This is a genomic window from Flavobacterium sp. 1355 (assembly GCF_017833415.1).
Taxonomy (GTDB): domain Bacteria; phylum Bacteroidota; class Bacteroidia; order Flavobacteriales; family Flavobacteriaceae; genus Flavobacterium.
This window is the reverse complement of sequence record NZ_JAFICC010000020.1, coordinates 69,819-90,134: the sequence shown is the minus strand read 5'-3', so window position 1 is coordinate 90,134 and position 20,316 is coordinate 69,819. Positions and strand designations below refer to the sequence as shown.

Sequence of the window (20,316 nt, the reverse complement as noted above, 5' to 3'; positions counted from 1 at the left end):
AGCATTTAATTTTAGAAGATCACATTTACACCAAACATATAAGTTCTGGTTTTTGGATAGAAGTTATTTGAATCTACACCAGGAGCTGTTCCTCCTTGTTCAACTTCCGGATCAATTCCTTTGTACTTGGTAATAACAAAAACGTTGTTTACGGTTTGATAAATACGTACGCTGCTTATATACCTGCCCACTTTACCAAAATTATATCCTAAAGTCATGTTGTCTAATCTTATATAACTTCCGTCTTCTATAAAACGATCCGAGTATTTATAAGAGTTTAAATCATTTGGCGCCTCGTTTCCTGCATCAACCAAAATATTGTTTGTCATTGCAGTACTAGGCCTGAATAAATCGGCACGGCTGGCATTGAAAATTTTATTACCAAAAACTCCTCTGAAGAAAATACTTAAATCGAATTTTTTGTATTGAAAATTATTTGCCCATCCTGCTAATAATTTTGGCTGTGCACTTCCTGCATAATGGTAATCTACTCCAATTAGAGGTGTAGTAGTCAAATTGCCGTTTTTATCATAATATTGCGAAACTCCATCAGCATTTTTTCCTGCATATTTCAATGTAAAGAATTGTCCTAACGGTTTTCCTTCTTTAAAAATCTGTAATGTACTTCCTGTTTGTCCACCACCGTCTGGCTGAACACGACGAATAGAATCTCCACCAACAAAGAAAGGGCTGGTTAATTTTACGATTTCATTTTTATTGTGGGCCAAATTCAGATTAGTTGTCCAGCTGAAATTTGCCGTTTTAACCGGAGTTGTACTTAAACTAACTTCAATACCTTTATTAGACATTGTTCCTCCGTTTGCTACAATTGTTCCTACTGGTACAAGCACAGGATTAACATTATAGTTAAAAATCATGTCTGTTGTTTTTTTATTGTATACATCAACAGAACCAGATACTTTTCCTTTTAAGATTGCGAAGTCAAATCCAATATTTGTTGTAGCTGTTTTTTCCCATTTCAAATCAGGGTTAGCCGCCTGGTTAGGCCCATAAGCTCCAATTTGTTGTCCGTTATAGTAAAAAGTTCCTAAGCTTCCGGAAATGAACTGTGCCGTATAGGCATTAAATCCAGAAGAGTTACCTGTTACCCCCCAGCTTCCGCGGAATTTCAAATCACTAAAAAAGTTTTGATTCTTCATGAAACTTTCTTTGTCTACTCTCCATGCTCCTCCTACAGAAGGGAAATATCCCCAGCGATTATTTGCTCCAAACATAGATCCACCATCTCTTCTAAGTGATCCTTGTAATAGATATTTGTCTTTGTAATTGTAATTTAAACGCCCAAAATAAGCTATTAAACGTGTTTTTTGATAGGCTTTACTATCTCCAAAATTTACTACATAACCATTAACCGAGGTGTAATTACTTAAAGCAAGGTTATTATATCCTACATTATCTACAGGAAAATTAGTTGTTGTAGCCTGAAAACCGTCTCCTAATGTATTTTCCTGCCATGAGTAACCTGCGACAGCTTTTATTTTATGCTCTCCAAATGTTTTGTCCCAGGTAAGGAAGCTTTCGATAATATTGTTTCTGGTTTCGTAAGAATTTCTTAATGCAGAACCATTTATACCAAAATTAACCAATGTTTTTGTCAAAGGTGGATCTGGGTTGTTGTAAAAATTGGCACTGTTGTATTGTGAATAATAACTGTCATAAAATTCTCCATGAGACGCCGTTAATCTTTGGTGTGCCAAATTCAAATTATAGGTAAATCCAAACGGAAGTTTTACTTCTGCAGTAAGGTTACCTACAAGGTTATCTGTTTTCGTTTCATCAGTACCATGTTCAATTAAAGCTACCGGGTTAAAATATCCCGGACTGGTAAAATTTTCAAAAAGACTTCCATCAGCATTCCTTACCGGAGAAACAGGAAGATAGCTTGCTGCCTGCAAAAGAACGGTATTTCTCTGTGGTACATTTTGATATTTTGTGCTGGAATTAGTAACGTTTAAACCAAATTTAACCTTATCATCAAAAGCAAATTGTTCAACAGATAAGCGGGCAATAATACGGGAAAAGTCACTTTTTAACATTATCCCTTCTTTATTAATAGAAGTGATACTTGCTGTATAATTTCCATGATCTCCGCCACCGCTCATCGATAAGTTATGACTGCTTGATGCTGCACGTTCTGATCGTAAAATTTCTTTTTGCCAGTTTGTGTTAGCACCTTTATCATTTTCCGGAGTAAAATTCAAATTGTTTTTAGTTGTAAAAGCTCTAAGCTGATTTGCATTCATCATGTCAAGATTATTTGACACTTCTTCCCAGCCAACATAACCATTGTATGCAATCTGCGTTCTGCCCTTACTTCCTTTTTTTGTTGTTACCATGATAACTCCATTTGCAGCACGGTTACCATAAATAGCAGTTGCCGCAGCATCTTTTAAGACATCGATAGTGGCAATGTCATCTGGTGCAATTACTGAAATATCAACTCCCGGAATACCATCTATTACATAAAATGGCCCTTGTGAACTATTTAATGTAGAAGCTCCACGCAAAACTACAGAAGCTGTTTTTGTAGGATCGCCACTTGATGAAATGTTCAAACCGGAAACTTTACCCTGTAAAAGCTGTCCAACATCACTAATTGCCCCTCTGTTTAAATCCTCAGCTTTTACAGAAGTTACAGAAGTAGTAAGGTTTTTACGAGATCCTTTTCCATAACCCACTACTACAACTTGTTCTAAACTGTTTGTAGTAGGTCTTAATTGAATTGAATAATTTGATTTTGTTCCGTCTAGTTTTAAAGTCAAATCTTCAAATCCCATATAAGAAACTATTAGTGTGGCATTTTTGTTTGAAACCGAAATTTTAAATTTCCCATCAAAATCTGTTGTTAATGAATTCGTTGTACCTTTCTCTAGTACATTGGCGGCTGGCAGTGGAATGCCTTTGTCATCTAAAACTACACCGGACACTTCTGTTTTCTGTGCCCAGGTATTAATTGAGAAGCAAAAACAAAAGGCTAATAATAAAAGTTTGAGTTTTTCCATTGTGATATTGGTTAATTTGTTAAATAGTATTGACGAAATTAATGCTAAAGAAATGTTAACAAATGGACAAGTTATTCATAAACATGGATAATTTCTATAAAGTCAATGACAGTAAGGCTTTTCAAAATTATTTTTCTAAAATACATAGTTAAAAACTTATTAATTAATCGATTTCGTAAAGATTTCATTTAATATTTTTAGTAAGTTTAAGGCAATCGTTAAAAGTTTAAGTTATATTTTGCTTACATACGTATTATTATGGTCTCAGTATATTTTTTATTTATTTTTCAGTCCATTTGATTTCCCAATTTTTAATTAATTCCCTTTCTTTCGTTTCATCAAAAGGAGTGTTATCCACTGCTGATTTTTTTAGGGCTTCTAAAAACATTTTCCATCTTGGCCAGTAAAATCCTTTATACATTCCTTGCCAGGATCTGGAAGCATAATCATTTAAATGACCTTCTCCGCCCCAAAGCGTTATTAATGTTTTGGCATTTTTTACGTACAATTGAGATACTTCGGGAGAATCCCCATAATCAGAAGCCGATTTTACCCATTCATCCAGACTGTTCAATGGTTGTCTTGACATCATCTTATCGATATCCAGAGCTTGTTTTTCTATCTTTTGAAATAATTGATCTGCTTTTGAAATATCTTTTTGCTGATAGGCTTTTACGCATTCAATCAAATCTTCATCGATACAAAGTGAATAGTAATGTCTTGAAGCATCGATTAAATCGTAATTAATGAAATTCTTTTTATCAAACTTTTTGGCTTCTTTGGTTAAAATATCCAAAGCTTCTTTTAGTTTTTTCTTGTCTCCGGGATTTCCTTTAAATTCTGTAATTGTTGCAGTCGGGCGTTTAAATAACAAATACGCTCCAGCCCTATCATTCCACCAGCGAGTTTCCCAATATTTGATATTGTAAACAGATTCCAGTAATAATTCCCAAGCCTGAAAAACAGATTTTGAAGTTGTTTGTCCATATCTCGCATTTAAATATTTAGTCAGCCAATCGTTTATAGGCTGTTCGCCCTGGCTCCACGGAAGATCATAAATATATTCATATACAATTGAATTATTATTTAACCCTTCAGGCATTGCCCCATACCCCACAACATTTCCTCTGTTCGGATTTTTTAGCAAACTCGTCAATTCGTTTTTATAGAAATTCAGGTCTCCATATACAGGATTAGATCCGCCATAATTATGCACATAACCATAAGTCCATTGCTTACCATAAAAGGCTTCCTGGTTTTCCCATACCTTATATCTGTCATTGGCATAATCCTGGATCATCAATCTATCGTTTGGTACTTTACTTAGAAATGCACTCGTAGCCTCTTTTGTCCAGAATTCTTTATTGTCTCCAAAAAGCCATCCCTGCATAACCCAGACTGCACCCGGCGCGGCTTCATTAATGGTTTCATAAATCGCACTTCCGTAATTAGAAAGTTCTTCATATTTATTATGTTCCGAAACCGGAGGTTCAATCTCATTAAAAGAATCTGCCAGATAGAAATTAGACTTTCCATACATTTTGGTATAAATTTCAATAAAGCGTTTTCCTATTTTTTTAAATAAAGGATCTTTAGAATCTAATAGAAAAGTACTCGCAAAACCACCTCCCGACCAGGATTTTAATTCTGTTATTTTGGCTTCCGGATGTTTTTCTGCAAAAGCTTTAGGAACATAACCGCTAAATGCCGGTACAACAGGATGCATATCTAAAGCCCTCATTCTTTCCAATATTTTCTTTTGAAGTTCTTCTTTTTTACTAAACCATTCTTGCGGCAACGGCCCTTCAAGACTGTTGATGTTTCCCATACGCTGCCATGGCAAAAAGGCCGGTCCGGCAAAATGAGTTTCTAATTGAGTGCTGGTCAAACCATACTCTTTCCATAGTTCCTGCCACACCGCTTCCTGGCCTTCCATTGCAGTGGGAAGATTGATTCCGTGCATGGCCATCCAGTCGATTTCCTGCTCCCAGCGTTTCCAGTCCCACCAAGGAGTAGTGTACCCGAAAGTACAGGCATTTAAATATTCTCTGTATTGAAATGGTGTAGTTCCTTTTTTTGAATATTGTGGCCATGCCTTAGGCAAATCAACTCTATTTCCTTCCCAACTCACTAAGACGGCTCCTATATCTCTTAGAAAATTATAAGCTGCATAACAAATTGCCGTATTATTTGAGGCTTTTATTTTTACCTGATTGTTTTTTGTTTCAATTTCAAACCAATCTGATTTATTATTCTCTTTGTTCTCAACAATACTTAATTCAAACTCACTGGACCGATTTCCTATAAGCCTTTCTATTACTGCCAAAGCGTCTTTTGTGTTTTCTTCATTTTTAGAATATCCTTTAAACGAACAAAGAAATAACAGCGTCACTGATACAGCCATTTTTAAGGAATTGCACTTTTTAATTTTAAAATTCTCTCTTTTCATATAAACCACATATTTATTAAATTGTCTAAACCTCTTATTATTCTAGCAAAAAATAATGGAGATTAATTAATCTCCATTAAATAAACCAAACAAAAATCTATTACTAATAACTAACAATCTTATTCAATAAATTCAGAATTAAACATGCTCCTAAACTAAAAATAAAATTATATAGAATTTTATTTTACATGATGGATTTATCAATCAAAAGCATAGACATTTTCATTCAATGCTTTAACTTTTTCAAGTAAAAAGGTTAAATTGAGGAAAAGTAAAATATATAGTTTGTAATTCTAAGTAATCATAAAAACAAAAAACCTGCAAATCTTAGGATTTGCAGGTTTTGTTTTTTATAGCAGTTTTCAATCTTTATAAAAAAACACTTAAAAGCTTCGTGGAAAAAATCCAGAACATTTGACGCAGTTTTTTCTTTTTATCATTTACTTACTCCATACCCTTTTACATCTTTACTAAAATTGTATTCCCCGTGTAATCAACAATTTTACTAAATTTAATATCGCTTTTTTGCTGATCAGGATTTGCGGAAACTTTCACAACATTGAACTGTCGTTGTTTTATCATTCCAATAAATTCTCCCTTTTGCTGCTCAATTGTTAAAACCTTCTTCGAATCATTCCACTTGAATGTAATGGTCGTATATTTCCCTTTTTCATAATTATAATTATCTCCTTCATCTTCATACAGTGTAAACACACCATCGGCTCCTTCATAAACTCTAATTTCAAGGTTATCCCATTTTTTTTCATTCGCATATTGCACTTTGGGTCCAAAAGGAATAATACTGCCTGCCTTGATATATAATGGAATTTCATCAATACCGGCTTCCTTCTCAATTTCCTGACCACCATTGTATTTATCATTAGTCCAGAAATCGTACCATTGAGTGCCTGCAGGAAGGTATATCTTTTTTGATTTTTTCTGGCTAAAATTTATTTCAGGATTTTTAGGATTGTCTTTATCTTCTTTTTTGTTCCACCCTGTCTCTTCATTAGTTTTTACGATTACTTCAGGAGTATACTGTGCATTAACAACGGGAGCTACCAATATAGACTGGCCAAATAAATATTCATTATTAATATCTTTAACTTTCTCATCCTGATCAAAATCCATCACTAAAGCACGCATCATACTAGACTGTTCATTTGTCACTTTCCAGGCATTTGAATAAATATAGGGTAATAATGAATAACGCAAATGAATTGTTTTTTCAATAGCATCGTAAATCGTTTCTCCTTTTTGTCCAAACTGATATATTTCTCTTGGTATATCTGTACCGTGAGAACGCATCATTGGAGTAAATGCCCCAAACTGCAGCCATCTTACATATAGTTCCTGATATGATGAATTTTTAGATCCTGATCCACTATTCCCATTTTTATTGTATGCACCTGCAAAAAAACCGCCAATATCACTATTCCAGTATGGAATACCACATAGAGAAAAATTTAATCCCGCAGGAATTTGATTTCGTAGATTTTCCCACGAAGAGTTCACATCACCCGACCATGTATTGGCTCCATAACGTTGCTGTCCGGCAAAAGCTGAACGTGTTAAGATAAAAACCCTTTTTGCTGATGATGTTTCACGCTGATGGTCATAAACTCCTCCCACACTCATTAATGGATAAGCATTTCTGACCTTTCTAAAGGATCCCAAAAATGTTTTGTTGTCAAAGTCTTCCGGTTTAATATCTAAATGATCGGGTTCTGTAGAATCCATCCACCAGCCATCGATACCCAAAGAAAACAAACCTTTGTTAAGGTATTTCCAATAAATGTCTCTTGCCTCAGGATTATATGCATCATATACCTGTACACCTGAAGGGAAATTCATATCTGGCGGCCATACATCTTTTGCAGATTGTGGCCAGGTCTGAAAGTCCATCAACATATTTTTACTCTTCAACTCCTGAAATTGTGGTGTTTTTGGACCGAAGGAAGACCAAATTGAAATAAGGAGATGTGCATTCAAATTATGAATATCATCTATCATTTGCTGGGGTTTTGAAAATTCAGGATTTAAAAAACTCATTCCGTTCCAATGATAATTATCGCCCCAATACTGCCAATCCTGAATAATACCGTCCAATGGAACACCAAGATCACGATATTTTTTCACTACCTCAACAGTTTCATTTTGACTTTTATAACGCTCTTTGCTTTGCCAGAAACCGAAAGTCCATTTAGGAAACATCGGCACCTGGCCGGTTAAATCACGCATTTGGGTAATAACGCCATCAGCATTATTACCCTTCATAAAATAATAATCTATACCATCACCAACTTCTGATTTAAAAGAGGTTTCTTCATTAGTATCACTAAAGTCGGTCGGTGAGTAATTATCCCAAAATAGTCCATATCCTTTATCTGACTGGAAAAAAGTAACAAAATCCCAAGTATTATTCTGTACCATGTGGATTTTCTGATTTCTTTGGGACATTTTTCCATTTTGGAGAATTCCCAATCCGTAAATAGACTCTTTTTTATCAAGAATAAAAGATTGTGCTACACTGTGCGTTTGAATGCCTGAATCATTAAAATCTGTGAAAAGTGATCCAGATTTTTTTTCATTTAACAGTGGCTTGCCATCAATTGTTTTAAATGATATTCTACCATTCTCTAGATTTAAAATGGCTTCAATATTCTTGCTATTTAAAGAAAGAATACTATCTCTTTTATTAATAGTAAACTTTGTCTTTTCTGGAACTTTTATAACCGATAAACTTTTTCTATCAAGTTTTTTTCCTGCAGGATATTTTATAACCCGAATTATTTCAGGACTATAAAACTGTATTTCTACTACAGTGTTGTCAATGGAGGCTTTTATACCAAAATTTGTTTTTTCATACGATTGAGCAACACTATTGATACTGGTAAAACATATTATTATTAATGAGAAATAGAATTTTAATGCCATACTTTATAATTTTTAAATATTTATTTTTCTATATATTTTACTTATGCCTCATAAACCAAATAATACAAACATCCTGTTAGGTAATTTTAATTAAGTGCAATAATTCCGATTACCTTAAACATTCATATTAAGACTTTTTTAAATTAACTAATTAAAAAATGCAAAAAAAGTTAAGTGTTCAAAAAACACTTAAAACAAATATAATATTTATACAATTACAATTGGTTTCTTATTTGATTATATTTAAAAAGATAAAAATATTAAGTAAATAGATTGAAGAATAAATTAATTAAGATACTGTAAGCCCACATTGTAAAGATCATACAAAAAAACAACGCACGATCGATTGTATTAACGTTGCAGCTATTTGGAAAATCTTTACAATGCGCCGCTTCAGCAGAGGTTATTCCCCATGATAGATCTTATAAAATATATCAGCCAGTTTGGAAGGCTCTTCTTTCCATGCCTCGAACATGCTTTGACCAATCTGGTCAGGAATTATATCCAATTCACCTGCCTCTGCTTTATTCAATATTTCTTCTGCTACACCATCTGGTGCCGGCATGTCCCAGTCACTCCCCTTGTTCATATCGGTGGCTATAGCACCAGGGTTTACCATCTGCACAGTAATTCCTTTTTTGGCCAATTCAATACGGGCAGATAAAGTGGCAGAAAAAAGGGCTGCCTTAGAGACAGAATAACCTGCAATAGAAGGGAGTGGTGAATAGGCCACAATGGAAACAATATTTAAAATGGCCGAAGGTGCATTTTGTTCCAGCACTGCCGCAAACTGTCTCATCATATTGACTGTGCCAAAATAGTTAGTCTTCATGTCATACTCCATCCCGATCATGTCCCCTTCCATGATAGTTCCCTGATGAAGTGATCCTGCATTATTGATCAGGATCTGAACATCGCTTGCCTGTTCTGCAAGCTTCAAAATTTGCGCTGTATTAGTGATATCCAGCGGTACTGTAACGACTCTGGGGTCTGCAAAATCTGGCATTTGGGTTACATCCCTTGCTGTAGCATAAATTTTCAGCGCGCCTTTTTCCAGTGCCGCCTTAACCAGTGATTTCCCTATACCTCTGTTTGCTCCTGTAATCAGGATAACTTTGTCCTTGAATGTCTGCATTTCTATTTTTTTTTAATTATTAATTACGCAAAAATAGAACGCTCCAAATCCTTATAAAATCCGATACTTGCTAAATCTTACTGTCTGTTGCTGCATATTATATATGTCATTGATATTTTCAGGCTTTTTCTTTTATGCTAGTCTTATTGGTCATTTTTTTGAAAGCAAGGGTTCAAATCTATAATAATACACAGCATTACAACCGATATTTTTTTTATATTTACTTTTCACGAATTATTGACCCGCATCTTGTAATTCACATATCAGCATCGACACTAGTTTTTCAAGAAAGATGGAATAATTGCAGATATAGTCAAAATGGGGCGATATCATTGTATGAATTTAATTGAGTTAATGCTCTAATTTAAGCCCGTGCCATTATAATTGGAGCGGCACCAAATACCACTTAGCCTATGAGGCCTATCCATGCCTTTGTTCTGTCTATAAATAAAGACACTGTAATAATTTTAAAAAAGTTTGAAGAAGAAAATTCCATACTTATGGAAATTATTGGTGTTGCCGATACTATAAGTGAGGCTGTGATTGAAATTACATCTAAAAAACCGGATCTTATTATTCTGGATATAGTATTGGAAGATAATTCCTTTTTTGAAATGCTTAAGCAATTAGAATTCAGTACTCCAAAACTAATCTTCATATCTGCACAAAAGGAGGATGCTGTCACAGCATTCAAACACGATGCAATCGATTTTTTACTAAAGCCAATAGATTTTAACAGCATCATGTTAGCGGTCTATAAAGTAATAAAACGACGTGAAATGGAGCGTTCCTATCAGGCTCAGAAAGTCCATAATGCCAGTTTACTGAACCCGCCTCATCAGTCCAATGATTATGTAGCCATCGCTTCCCTGGAAAAAATAGAGCTCCTGCCAATGGCAGATATTATTTTTTGCAAGGCAGAGGGAAAATATACTGTTTTTATGCTGTCAAACGGCAATAAAATTATGTCCAGCAGAAATTTAGGTGAATACGGCGCTATTTTAAACAACAACTATTTTTTTAGGATTCATCATTCCTACATTATTAATCTTAAACATGTGATTAAGATTTCGAAAAAAGACGGTTACTTTTGCGAACTTTCTAATGGAGCCATTATCCCGATTGCCAAAAGACGACAGGATGACTTTAATAAATTTATTAAGCTGAAAGAGTAAATGGCAACCGTCCAGCAATAGTCCGAGTATATAAAATGTGAATCTCTATGAAAACAAAAATATTAATAGTGGAGCAGAATCCTGCCGATAGTATACCGATTCGCCAGGAGTTGGAGAAGACTATTCTCAACTCTGCTATATCCATTGTTCACTCACAGCAAGACTATAAAGAGGCATTGATACAGTTTATCCCTGACATCATTCTCTGTAACTATGATTTATCAGATTATATGACGTTTTACAGACTGAAACAGCAACTGGCTGTCAATGTCCCTTTTATTTTTATTACCAACATTATAACTGTAGAGAAAGCAATAGAGCTTATCAAAACCGGAGTATCCGACATAATTCTAAAAGGAAACCTTAATACTTTAGCACAAAAAGTGGATTCTGCCCTAAAAAACGAGAAGCTGCTCCCTGACACCGAACAGTATGGGGTAAGTGAAAAAAAAGACCTTAAAAAGATATTAGATTTTTCTGTGGACCTTCATTGTTCGGTTGATACAGATGGAAAGTTTTTTTTTGTAAATAACGCTTCTGAGCAAATTCTGGGGTTTAAAGCCACCGAATTAATCGGCAAAAAACTGTCGGATTTTCTAGCTTCTGATGATCTATGTGCCAGTATAAATTTCTATTTAGACAGCAGCACTTCGTTGCAGCTGCCTGAAAAAAGATTCATACATAAGAACGGGAGCATTGTGCCCTTATTTTGGTCTGCGATCTGGGATGAGGACTCCCAATTATACTACTGCAACGGCAGGGATATATCCTTTAAAAAATATATAAATATAGCTTGTCAGATTGAACAACGCAGGTTCTACAATTTATATTCTCAGGCCCCATCCTGCATGGGGATTTTAAAAGGCCCAACACACGTCTATGAATTGGCAAATGAACTTTATCTTCAACTAATTGATAAGAAAGATATTATTGGTAAAACAGTAAAAGAGGTATTACCTGAACTTGAATCGCAAGGAATTTTTGATATTTTAGATACTGTTTACAGAACGGGCAAAACTTTTTCAGCAAATGAAATGATGATTCAACTGGATCGATACGGAAACGGAAAAATGGTGGAGACCTATTTAAATTTCATTTATCAGGCTCATGTGGATGCGAAAAACAATATTGATGGTATCTTTTTCTTTGCCAATGATGTAACGGAGCAGGTGTTATCAAGAAAAAAAATAGAAGAACGCGAAAAGATGTATATTGACCTGATCCAAAAGTTACCTGTTGCCTCCTACACCTGCGATGCTGAAGGCCGAATTGTACTTTACAACAAAGCAGCCACTGCATTATGGGGACGAGAACCCCAAATTGGTATAGAGCACTGGGATCAGTCATGGAATACCAATGCTAATTATCCGGGAGACTCTGCTTCTCTTAATGAAGCGTTACTGGAATTGGAACAAAAATTTGACAAGGAGATTGTGATTAAACGCCCCGCCGGAGATGAACGTAATGTGCTCCCATGCACAGTGCCTTTTCATGATGCTGAGGGCCACATCAAAGGGGCAGTAATTGTCCTTACAGACATCACAGAAATGAAAATTGCGCAAAAACACCTGAGAAAGAGCGAAAAAAAATATCGTTATCTTTTCGATAACAATCCCATGCCTATGTGGGTAATCGACCTGCAAACTTATAAATTTCTGGATGTTAATAAAATGGCTGTTCTTCAGTATGGATACAGCCGTGATGAATTTCTATCTATGACTGCTCTTGATATCAGGCCGCCAGATGATAAGGATCATTTTATAAAAACCAGTAATACCTCAAAAATTAATAAATCAAATTATAACAGAGGAAAATGGAATCATTTAAAAAAGGACGGGACTATAGTACCGGTTGAAATCGTGGCCCATGATATAAAGTATGAGGGAACTCCTGCAAGGCTAATTCTTTCCAATGATATTACTGATCAACGGAAAGCAGAAATAAATCTCGAAAAGAGAAACAAAGATCTCGTTAAAGCCAACGCAGAACTCGATAAATTTGTATATAGTGTATCACATGATTTACGATCCCCGCTCACCTCTATCCTTGGGCTTCTTTCTTTTATAGAAGCAGAAAGCCAGGAGACTGACACGCTTAACCATGCTGAAATGATACGGCACAGCGTAAATCGACTTGATAACTTTATCAGAAATATTTTAAGCTACTCCCAAAACAACCGTACGGGACTTATAGTGGAAGAAATTTCGGTTAACAAAATGATTACCGAGGTAATAAATTCGCTTCAAAGCATGCGGGAGGCAGTAGGAATTCGTTACGAAATTGATATTCGTGAGGACCAAATATTTTACTCAGACAAGCTTCGGTTCAACACCATTTTAGAAAATATTATCTCGAATGCAATCAAGTATCATAAGAATGAACCCGACAGCCGATACATTAAAATAGAGGGGCATATTGACCATGAAAATTTCCATTTTACCATTACTGACAACGGAATTGGCATTGCGCCGGAATATCATCAAAAAATATATGATATGTTCTTCCGCCTTTCCAGCAAAAGGGAGGGTTCAGGTATCGGACTTTATATCGTAAAGGACGCCATTGAACTATTGCAGGGTAACATAGAAATAGAGTCCGGGGAAGGTACGGGAACCAAATTCATTATCACATTAAAAAATTTAAAGCCATGACTAAGACAGTAGACCCAAAATTTGAGACCGTAATGATTATTGATGATAACTCTGTTGATCTTTACATTACATCCCGAATGATCTCCAAAAATAATTTTGGAAAACATTTACTTCTTTTTACTTCGGGAGAAGAAGCTCTAAAATACCTTCTGGAGCATCAGCATAACACTTCCTTACTGCCTCAAGTCATATTCGTGGATATCTATATGCCCTTAATGTCCGGATTCGAGTTTCTTGATGCATTTGATAAGCTGGACGACACCTTAAAAAATCATATTAAAACGTATGTCATATCCTCAACAATCGATAACGCTGACATCATCAGGTCAAGCAGAAATGAAAACGTATCTGCTTTTCATGTCAAACCAATAACTAAAGAGTTTCTTGACCAGATCATCTAATATTCTATAAACTAATATTTAAACCGGTTATACCTTTTATATCTCAGTTATTACTTTTCATTTACAGTTCATCGTATATTCCTTTTATTTGTACTTATATCAATGGTATGATAAGAGTTTCTGTGTAGTTAAAAAGTCCTATCCCTACAAGATTGGTACTTAATAGTCTAATTAATAATAACGATGAATATGAAAAAAAAATTACTATTATTATCAATCTTACTTTTCTTTAAAGCTCATTCGCAAATTGCAAATGATGCAGATTCATCTTTTTTTGCAAAAAGTCAGACATTGCACAATGCCGCGAAAACAAATTCAGTTTATAATTCTAATGCTTTACAAGCAACAGTAATAAGCGCCAAAACAAATGGAGATGGATCTGATCCTTATGTTGGTCCACCACCGCCTCCTCCTTTTTTTCCGTACCTAAAGTTGGATGTCATAACCCGTAGCGATTTTAAAAGAGAGCTTATGTTAGGATTTGTTTCGGATGATTTAAATAACCCTGAAGCGTATATCGACCTCAAAAACAACGAATCCCTTTCCCATGATGTTTCTTTCCACATAGAAGGCGAACAATATCTAATCAAAAGTATTGCTTATGAAATGTCTGAAATGATCCCGTTATCAGTAAAATCGGCTACGCATACAACATTCACATTTGGTGTAAACGAAATCGTGGGTTGTGATCATTTGGAATCAGTTTATATTTATGATTCTTATAATAAGTCGTATCATGACATCAAAAATGACACGTATGAAGTAACAGTTGGCCCTGGCACCTATACCGAACGTTTTAAAATAAGTTTTACAGATCAAACATTTCAAACGATGCGCACCATGTTGAGCATGGATAATTCTGGTTTTTTCATTTATCAGGACAATGCAAACCAGTCTCTAAGAGCACTTAATCCTAATAATGAAAGCATACAGTCATTTACACTTTACGATATCCTTGGGAATGTAGTACACTCGGAAAACAATTTGAGAGATCAGGATTTTGCTTTACCTACTTCAGAATTGGGTTCTGGAATTTATATTGCAGCGTTCATGATGGCGGATAACTCAAAAAAAATTCAAAAACTAATTATCTCAAACTCCCGAATATAGTTAATCGGTATGTAGTTAAACCCATTTACTATAGTATTTATGAAATAACTAATAAATTACCCAATGGGAATCATTTGCTTCATATATAAAAAATGGAGCGAAAATCGGATTGAAACGATTTGGCCCCTTTTACCATTCAAAAATTACAATTTAGATTCTTTATCAGTAGCCGTGCAGTTTTGAAATCTTCAATTCAAACTGCACGGTTACAATTATCCCTCTCGTAAGGCAGTATTATTTAGCTTAAAAGAACAGTAAACAAGGTAAATGGTGCACAAAATGATGATTCCTAGTGCACCTTGCTGAGAGCCTATATAATCTGTTGCAAATCCCATTAAAGGTGGAAATATAGCTCCTCCTGCAATTCCGGTTACCATCAATCCGGATATTTCATTAGTTAATGAGGGTTTTGATTTTATAGCCAGAGTATAGATTACAGCAAAGATGCTCGACGATCCAAAAGCAATTATACAAACCAAGGCCAGAATAAGAGATTGGTTTATAACAAAAACTAAGGCCGCTAACGCCAGAAGAACTACTGTCATATTAATCCTGAAGAATATTTTTTCAGATAATTTTCTCAATACAAGTATGCCGAAGACTGTACCAATTGTACGTGCTGCAAAATACCAGCTTGAACCATATGTAGCAGCTTCTTTGGCCAAATTAGCCCGTTCGATCAATAACTTTGGGGTTATGGTGTTCATGCCAACATCAAGACCAACTATACACAAAATACCAAGGAACGACAGCAAAATATTCCTGTCTTTTAACAGGCTAATTGTTTTAGCAAAGCTGGCGGTTTTCTTTTCCGGGGCCACTTCTTCTATCCTGGTAAACAATAACCAGATTAATGATATGGAAGTAATTAGGGTGTAAATGTAAAAACTCTTCTCCCATGAACCATATTTTATAGAAAAATACCCTACTAATAAAGGCCCGGAAAAAGAGGATATTGCTTTTATAAATTGTCCTCCGGTAATATAACTGGTCAGTTGTTTTCCATTGACAATATCTGTAAGCAGTGGGTTTAAAGATACTTGTAAAATAGTGTTGCCTATTCCCAGTAAAATAAATGTAACATAACAGCTTGTTTCAGTAAAGGAGATAACAGGAATAAAAGTGGCTATGAGTGTTATTAGTAACCCTGTTAAAACGAGATTTTTTCTACCATATTTGTCCATTGCCATTGCCGCCGGAATTGATACTATTAAAAACCATAGAAATACCATAGAAGGTAAAAAACCAGCCTGTGTCTCGCTCCAATTAAACTGGGATTGTGCATAGGTCACTGAAACACCTACTAAATCGCAAAATCCCATGATAAAAAATCCCAATAGAATTGGCAGGAGTTTTAAATTCGTTTGCTCTTTTTGCATAATTTATGATATCAATTTTGGTTAATTAGTAAAGCATATTCTGTTATTTCACAAAAGCCTGTATTAATAAGGTTTTGTTGTCTGGTTTTTCATTATATATAGTATAACTGTCTGCAGCGGCGGGAACTACAAAAGTTTCGGCATAATTGAAACGCTGCCTGATTCCGTTTTTAGTTTCAATAGTTACCGAAGTGCCTTCGATAAGCATCCAGACATGGCATTTGTTATTGGTCGAAATGTGAATTTTATCGTTCAATGTGTATCGGTATACATCATAAAAGTGCTCGGGATGTGTTGGTAAATGTTCCAATTTGTACTCTTCTGTTTGGGTAATCACATAAGGTGCTGAAATCAGTTCAGGAACAACAGTATCCCCTTTTCTTTCAAAATTTAAATTTTTCATCCCATGTTCAATATTTATTGGTCGGGGCTTTCCGTCCAAATCCAGACGTAACCAATCATACATTTTGAAAGTAAAAATATATGGGGCACTACTTATTTCCAGAACAAGATTGTTGCTTCCCGAAGCGTGAATGGTACCATTGGGTATTAAAAAAAGGTCATGTTTTTTTGCCGTAAATTTTTGAATGTATTTATCAACATCTAATTCTTTTACTTCTTTTTGGCTCTGTAGTAATGCCTGGTGAAACTCTTCAGGTTTTACACCATCCTGAAATCCTAAATAAACAACTGGCTCATCCTTGCAATCCAAAATGTAATAGGTTTCATCCTGTGTAAATGGCATTCCGAAATTTTCCTTGATGTATTCCGGAGTCGGATGACACTGAATCGAAAGGTTTCCTCCATCGAAAGTATCCAGAAAATCAAATCGAATAGGAAAGTCATATTTGAATTTTTCTGCACAGTCTCCCAGCACTTCCTGATAATTGTTAAACATCAAAAAATCAAAAGAAACCTCTAATAAGTATTGGCCGCTTTCAAACATAATTCCATTCTCCAGAACCATAAGTTCGAACGACCATGCTAAATTTTCGACTTCTTTGTTCAGCCCTTCCATTTGTTCTTTCATCCACGTTCCACCCCAGGCACCCGGCTCGAACCATGGTCGAGGCCTAAAAACATTTTTTGCCATTTGACTCAGTCCTGATCGCAGTTCATCGCCAGTCATAAATAAGTAATTGTCTGGTCTTTGCTCATCTACAATTAGGTCGATATCCGGTAATATCTTGTTTTTATGTTTGTTTAAAACTACCCAGTCAACAAAATAAAAACGCTTGTATGTTCTTCGATTGTCAGTTTTATTTTTAGATCCCAGATTGGTTGCCGTTCCGGCACGGGCTCTGAATTGTAATTCATTTTTTGGCAAATCAAAATACACAATTGGGCACTGCCATTGTGCCAAAGAAGCACCGCAACCCAGTATGATATTGATGTCTGCTGAGGTGTCAGGTTTGATTAGTTTTAGTTTTTCAGTATCAAACCAATCCAGTAGGTCTTTATCTGTAATTTTTCCAAAAAGAGGATCGTTACCTCCCAGGTAAGGTGCCAGCATTTCATCTAATTCCTCTGAAGGTTTCATTGCTGCATCTACATGAAACCACCTTACCGTTTTACCCCTTTTTTTTAGTTCTGCACCCAAACTTTCTACAAGATGATTCCAAAAAACCCCTATATACCCATCAATTGTAATTGTTTTGTTTTGTTCTATCCAGGTTGCGAATTCTTCTATGCCGGCTTTTATTTTGTTTTCTCCCAAAGGAAATGAAGGATAAGCATCATAGTCCATTTCCTTTTTTGCTTTTTTTTTAGGTGCTAAAAACTGTTGCGTTTTACGCCATTCTTTGTTAAGTTCCAAATCTTGTTTTTTTAGAGTTAGTTGCATTTAAGACTGCTTTCCATTATGGCAGTTTTGTCTCATAATTTGCATATCGTACGTTTTATTTATTTCCTCTGTTTTTTGTGATCTTATCTAAAATGATGCGATTCATTTTTCAATTAAAACCAATAATAAATTTAGTTTGTATATATGTACATACATACTGTCAAAACAAAGTAAGCAAATTGTTATCGTACTACAAAGCGTGTGACAGTTTTTTGTCAAAAAAATAAATTAACTTTGCTGTACACAATTAAAACAAAACGGTTATATCGCCGATTGACATTACTCTTTTTGGTGTGAATGCATTGATTTTAAATGTTTAACAAAAATGAATGATTCGTAATGAATTGGATAAATAAGCATGAAAATAACATTAAATCACAGTAGTCCTATTCCGCTTCATGTTCAGATTGAAGAACAATTAAGAATCGAAATTACGGCTGAAAAGTATCAAAAAGGGGTAAAATTACCAAATGAGATGGATTTGTCTAAACAATTGGGGATTTCCAGAAGTACTTTGCGCCAGTCTATAAATAAATTGGTTTATGAAGGGCTGCTTGTGAGAAAAAAAGGAGTAGGAACATTTGCAAAAAAAAGTTCAATTATTTCAAAAGCTCAAAATTGGCTGAGTTTTTCTCAGGAAATGAAAGCATTGGGTATAGAAATCAAAAATTATGAGCTGCATTTGAGCTGGGTAAAACCGACTGAAGAGCTTTGTTTATTTTTTGATATTAAAGATGATGTTAAGATTTTAAAATTAGAACGATTAAGAGGCAAAGCCGAATATCCTTTTGTTTACTTCATATCTTATTTTAACCCCAGAATTGGATTGACAGGTAATGAGGATTTTTCACGTCCTTTATATGAAATACTGGAACAGGATTATAACTCAATTGCAAAATTGTCCAAAGAAGAGATTAGTGCTATCAGTTCAGATGCTGTTTTAGCTGAAAAACTGGAAATAAAAACGGGAGAACCAATATTAAAGCGCAAAAGATTTGTTTTTGATCCCGGCAGCCGACCTCTGGAATGGAACGTTGGATACTATAAGGCAGATAGTTTTACCTATACACTTGAATTTGAACGATAATTATTTGTGCTTATTTACTTCACCTCCAAGCCTTCTTTTGGTGTACGGTTTTTCTATTTCCTGCCACTCAGCGAGGTTGGCCTTCTGCAAAAGCTCATCATAAACCGCATTATCAGCTTTAATTCTGGCCATAAGAGCCGGAAATTCATTCATTAGTTTTACAGCTTCTTCGATCTTTTCTGGCTGTACATTCTTTTCCGCCCATTTTTGAATTTCCACAGGGCCTATTTCTTTCCCGTACACAAAAAAGTTGCGAATATCCTCTCTGTCTTTTTTAAGCATCGGAATTACGGTGTCGTAAATTTGATCCTTTCTTAAAAAATCCGGACTGTCAATCATTTTTTGGAACAGCGTTTTGAGCGTCTGCATTTCAGTTTTGGTTAGCCGGCTTTCCTCTTCAAAATTATCACCCGACTGCGCATTGGCAAAATGGACTAAAAAAAGCAGCAATAACAGTATCGGTCTTGTGTATTTCATAAACATGGACTGGTTTCGCCCGATCGTTATTAACTGTCACAGACAGATTATTTTGTCAAGCAATTTATCGGGAGAAAGATACTAATTAATCTCTTTATATCTATTGCGAAAATCAAAATCAGCTGACCATCAGAATTCGTTTAAAATGATTCCCAGATTGAAGTGTTCTTTATAATGAAATATTACATTATAGTAATTCCCGAAGTATTTCTATAAGTTCCTCCATGCTGTTGGGTTTGGAAATGTACTTTACCGAAGTATTGTTTCTGCCAAACCATGCCACCATAACATCCTCGGGAGGAGTCGACATTACAATGACCTCTATATGCCTGAGCCTCTCTATGTTCTGCATGCGCTGGATAAATTCCAATCCGTTTACAACAGGCATATTATAATCTAAAAAGAGGATGTCGGGTAAATCCTCCAGTGTCGATAATTCTTCCAATGCTTTGGCAGGATTCAGCGTGGTCCGGCAGACTACCTCCTTATTTACTGCATTTACAGCTTCAACGAATAGCAGGGTATCGTCGGTGTCATCGTCAATTAATAATATATTTTTATATGACATATATTAAGATTTAAAATAAAAATTCTTTTGGCTGCTATATGATCCTGCTTAAAGGAAACTTCGTTATGCAACAAATATAAT

General features: G+C 35.1%; 13 protein-coding genes. 5 read left to right on the top strand and 8 right to left on the bottom strand.

Translation table 11 applies throughout. From position 1 onward, the window contains the following. Positions 1-11 precede the first annotated feature (11 nt). The 4 genes from JOD96_RS21075 to JOD96_RS21060 all read right to left on the bottom strand — a co-directional run bounded on the left by JOD96_RS21075 (position 12) and on the right by JOD96_RS21060 (position 9,544). Positions 12-3,023 (bottom strand): SusC/RagA family TonB-linked outer membrane protein, encoded by a 3,012-nt coding sequence (locus JOD96_RS21075; RefSeq protein WP_209566213.1) that lies wholly within the window; start codon positions 3,021-3,023, stop codon positions 12-14. A gap of 280 nt (positions 3,024-3,303) precedes the next feature. Continuing rightward, positions 3,304-5,427, bottom strand: a complete 2,124-nt coding sequence (locus tag JOD96_RS21070; protein WP_245188470.1) for an alpha-N-acetylglucosaminidase — start codon at positions 5,425-5,427, stop codon at positions 3,304-3,306. A 504-nt stretch (positions 5,428-5,931) separates the two neighbouring features. Continuing rightward, on the bottom strand, positions 5,932-8,409 hold the full coding sequence (locus JOD96_RS21065) for a glycoside hydrolase family 31 protein (RefSeq protein WP_209566211.1): 2,478 nt from the start codon (positions 8,407-8,409) through the stop codon (positions 5,932-5,934). Between the two features lie 403 nt (positions 8,410-8,812). Beyond that, positions 8,813-9,544: an SDR family NAD(P)-dependent oxidoreductase gene (locus JOD96_RS21060; RefSeq protein WP_209566210.1), complete on the bottom strand. Its 732-nt coding sequence runs from the start codon at positions 9,542-9,544 to the stop codon at positions 8,813-8,815. A gap of 413 nt (positions 9,545-9,957) precedes the next feature. Here JOD96_RS21060 and JOD96_RS21055 point away from each other — a divergent pair, with 413 nt between their 5' ends. From JOD96_RS21055 to JOD96_RS21040, 4 genes are all read left to right on the top strand, one after another. Further along, positions 9,958-10,719: a LytR/AlgR family response regulator transcription factor gene (locus JOD96_RS21055; protein ID WP_209566209.1), complete on the top strand. Its 762-nt coding sequence runs from the start codon at positions 9,958-9,960 to the stop codon at positions 10,717-10,719. Positions 10,720-10,766: 47 nt separating this feature from the next. Then, positions 10,767-13,370, top strand: coding sequence for a PAS domain S-box protein (locus JOD96_RS21050; protein ID WP_209566208.1), 2,604 nt, complete (start codon positions 10,767-10,769; stop codon positions 13,368-13,370). Continuing rightward, complete coding sequence (locus tag JOD96_RS21045; RefSeq protein WP_209566207.1) at positions 13,367-13,771, top strand: response regulator; 405 nt, start codon at positions 13,367-13,369, stop codon at positions 13,769-13,771. The genes JOD96_RS21050 and JOD96_RS21045 overlap by 4 nt, the downstream gene beginning before the upstream one ends. Before the next feature lie 189 nt (positions 13,772-13,960). Continuing rightward, entirely contained in the window at positions 13,961-14,881 is a 921-nt protein-coding gene (locus tag JOD96_RS21040) for a T9SS type A sorting domain-containing protein (RefSeq protein WP_209566206.1), read from the top strand. A 212-nt stretch (positions 14,882-15,093) separates the two neighbouring features. Here JOD96_RS21040 and JOD96_RS21035 read toward each other — a convergent pair whose 3' ends face one another. After that, positions 15,094-16,260 (bottom strand): MFS transporter, encoded by a 1,167-nt coding sequence (locus JOD96_RS21035; RefSeq protein ID WP_209566205.1) that lies wholly within the window; start codon positions 16,258-16,260, stop codon positions 15,094-15,096. Between the two features lie 43 nt (positions 16,261-16,303). Continuing rightward, positions 16,304-18,076, bottom strand: a complete 1,773-nt coding sequence (locus tag JOD96_RS21030) for a class I mannose-6-phosphate isomerase (protein WP_209566204.1) — start codon at positions 18,074-18,076, stop codon at positions 16,304-16,306. Between the two features lie 385 nt (positions 18,077-18,461). Here JOD96_RS21030 and JOD96_RS21025 point away from each other — a divergent pair, with 385 nt between their 5' ends. Beyond that, positions 18,462-19,190 (top strand): GntR family transcriptional regulator, encoded by a 729-nt coding sequence (locus JOD96_RS21025; RefSeq protein ID WP_209566203.1) that lies wholly within the window; start codon positions 18,462-18,464, stop codon positions 19,188-19,190. Here the strand turns inward: JOD96_RS21025 and JOD96_RS21020 are convergent, their stop codons facing one another. Together JOD96_RS21020 and JOD96_RS21015 are read right to left on the bottom strand one after the other, a co-directional pair. Next, on the bottom strand, positions 19,191-19,667 hold the full coding sequence (locus JOD96_RS21020) for a hypothetical protein (protein ID WP_209566202.1): 477 nt from the start codon (positions 19,665-19,667) through the stop codon (positions 19,191-19,193). Between the two features lie 187 nt (positions 19,668-19,854). Beyond that, positions 19,855-20,235 carry a response regulator gene (locus tag JOD96_RS21015; RefSeq protein ID WP_209566201.1) on the bottom strand — a complete coding sequence of 127 codons (381 nt, stop codon included), beginning with the start codon at positions 20,233-20,235 and terminating at the stop codon, positions 19,855-19,857. Between the last annotated feature and the right edge of the window lie 81 nt (positions 20,236-20,316).

What these genes read in the sequence shown, in the direction of transcription:
- JOD96_RS21050 (WP_209566208.1), top strand. Translation starts at nt 10,767, where the DNA reads ATGAAAACAAAAATATTAATAGTGGAGCAGAATCCTGCCGATAGTATA.
- JOD96_RS21015 (WP_209566201.1), bottom strand. Translation starts at nt 20,235, where the DNA reads ATGTCATATAAAAATATATTATTAATTGACGATGACACCGACGATACC.
- JOD96_RS21020 (WP_209566202.1), bottom strand. Translation starts at nt 19,667, where the DNA reads ATGAAATACACAAGACCGATACTGTTATTGCTGCTTTTTTTAGTCCAT.
- JOD96_RS21070 (WP_245188470.1), bottom strand. Translation starts at nt 5,427, where the DNA reads ATGGCTGTATCAGTGACGCTGTTATTTCTTTGTTCGTTTAAAGGATAT.
- JOD96_RS21055 (WP_209566209.1), top strand. Translation starts at nt 9,958, where the DNA reads ATGAGGCCTATCCATGCCTTTGTTCTGTCTATAAATAAAGACACTGTA.
- JOD96_RS21045 (WP_209566207.1), top strand. Translation starts at nt 13,367, where the DNA reads ATGACTAAGACAGTAGACCCAAAATTTGAGACCGTAATGATTATTGAT.
- JOD96_RS21035 (WP_209566205.1), bottom strand. Translation starts at nt 16,260, where the DNA reads ATGCAAAAAGAGCAAACGAATTTAAAACTCCTGCCAATTCTATTGGGA.
- JOD96_RS21060 (WP_209566210.1), bottom strand. Translation starts at nt 9,544, where the DNA reads ATGCAGACATTCAAGGACAAAGTTATCCTGATTACAGGAGCAAACAGA.
- JOD96_RS21025 (WP_209566203.1), top strand. Translation starts at nt 18,462, where the DNA reads ATGAAAATAACATTAAATCACAGTAGTCCTATTCCGCTTCATGTTCAG.
- JOD96_RS21075 (WP_209566213.1), bottom strand. Translation starts at nt 3,023, where the DNA reads ATGGAAAAACTCAAACTTTTATTATTAGCCTTTTGTTTTTGCTTCTCA.
- JOD96_RS21040 (WP_209566206.1), top strand. Translation starts at nt 13,961, where the DNA reads ATGAAAAAAAAATTACTATTATTATCAATCTTACTTTTCTTTAAAGCT.
- JOD96_RS21065 (WP_209566211.1), bottom strand. Translation starts at nt 8,409, where the DNA reads ATGGCATTAAAATTCTATTTCTCATTAATAATAATATGTTTTACCAGT.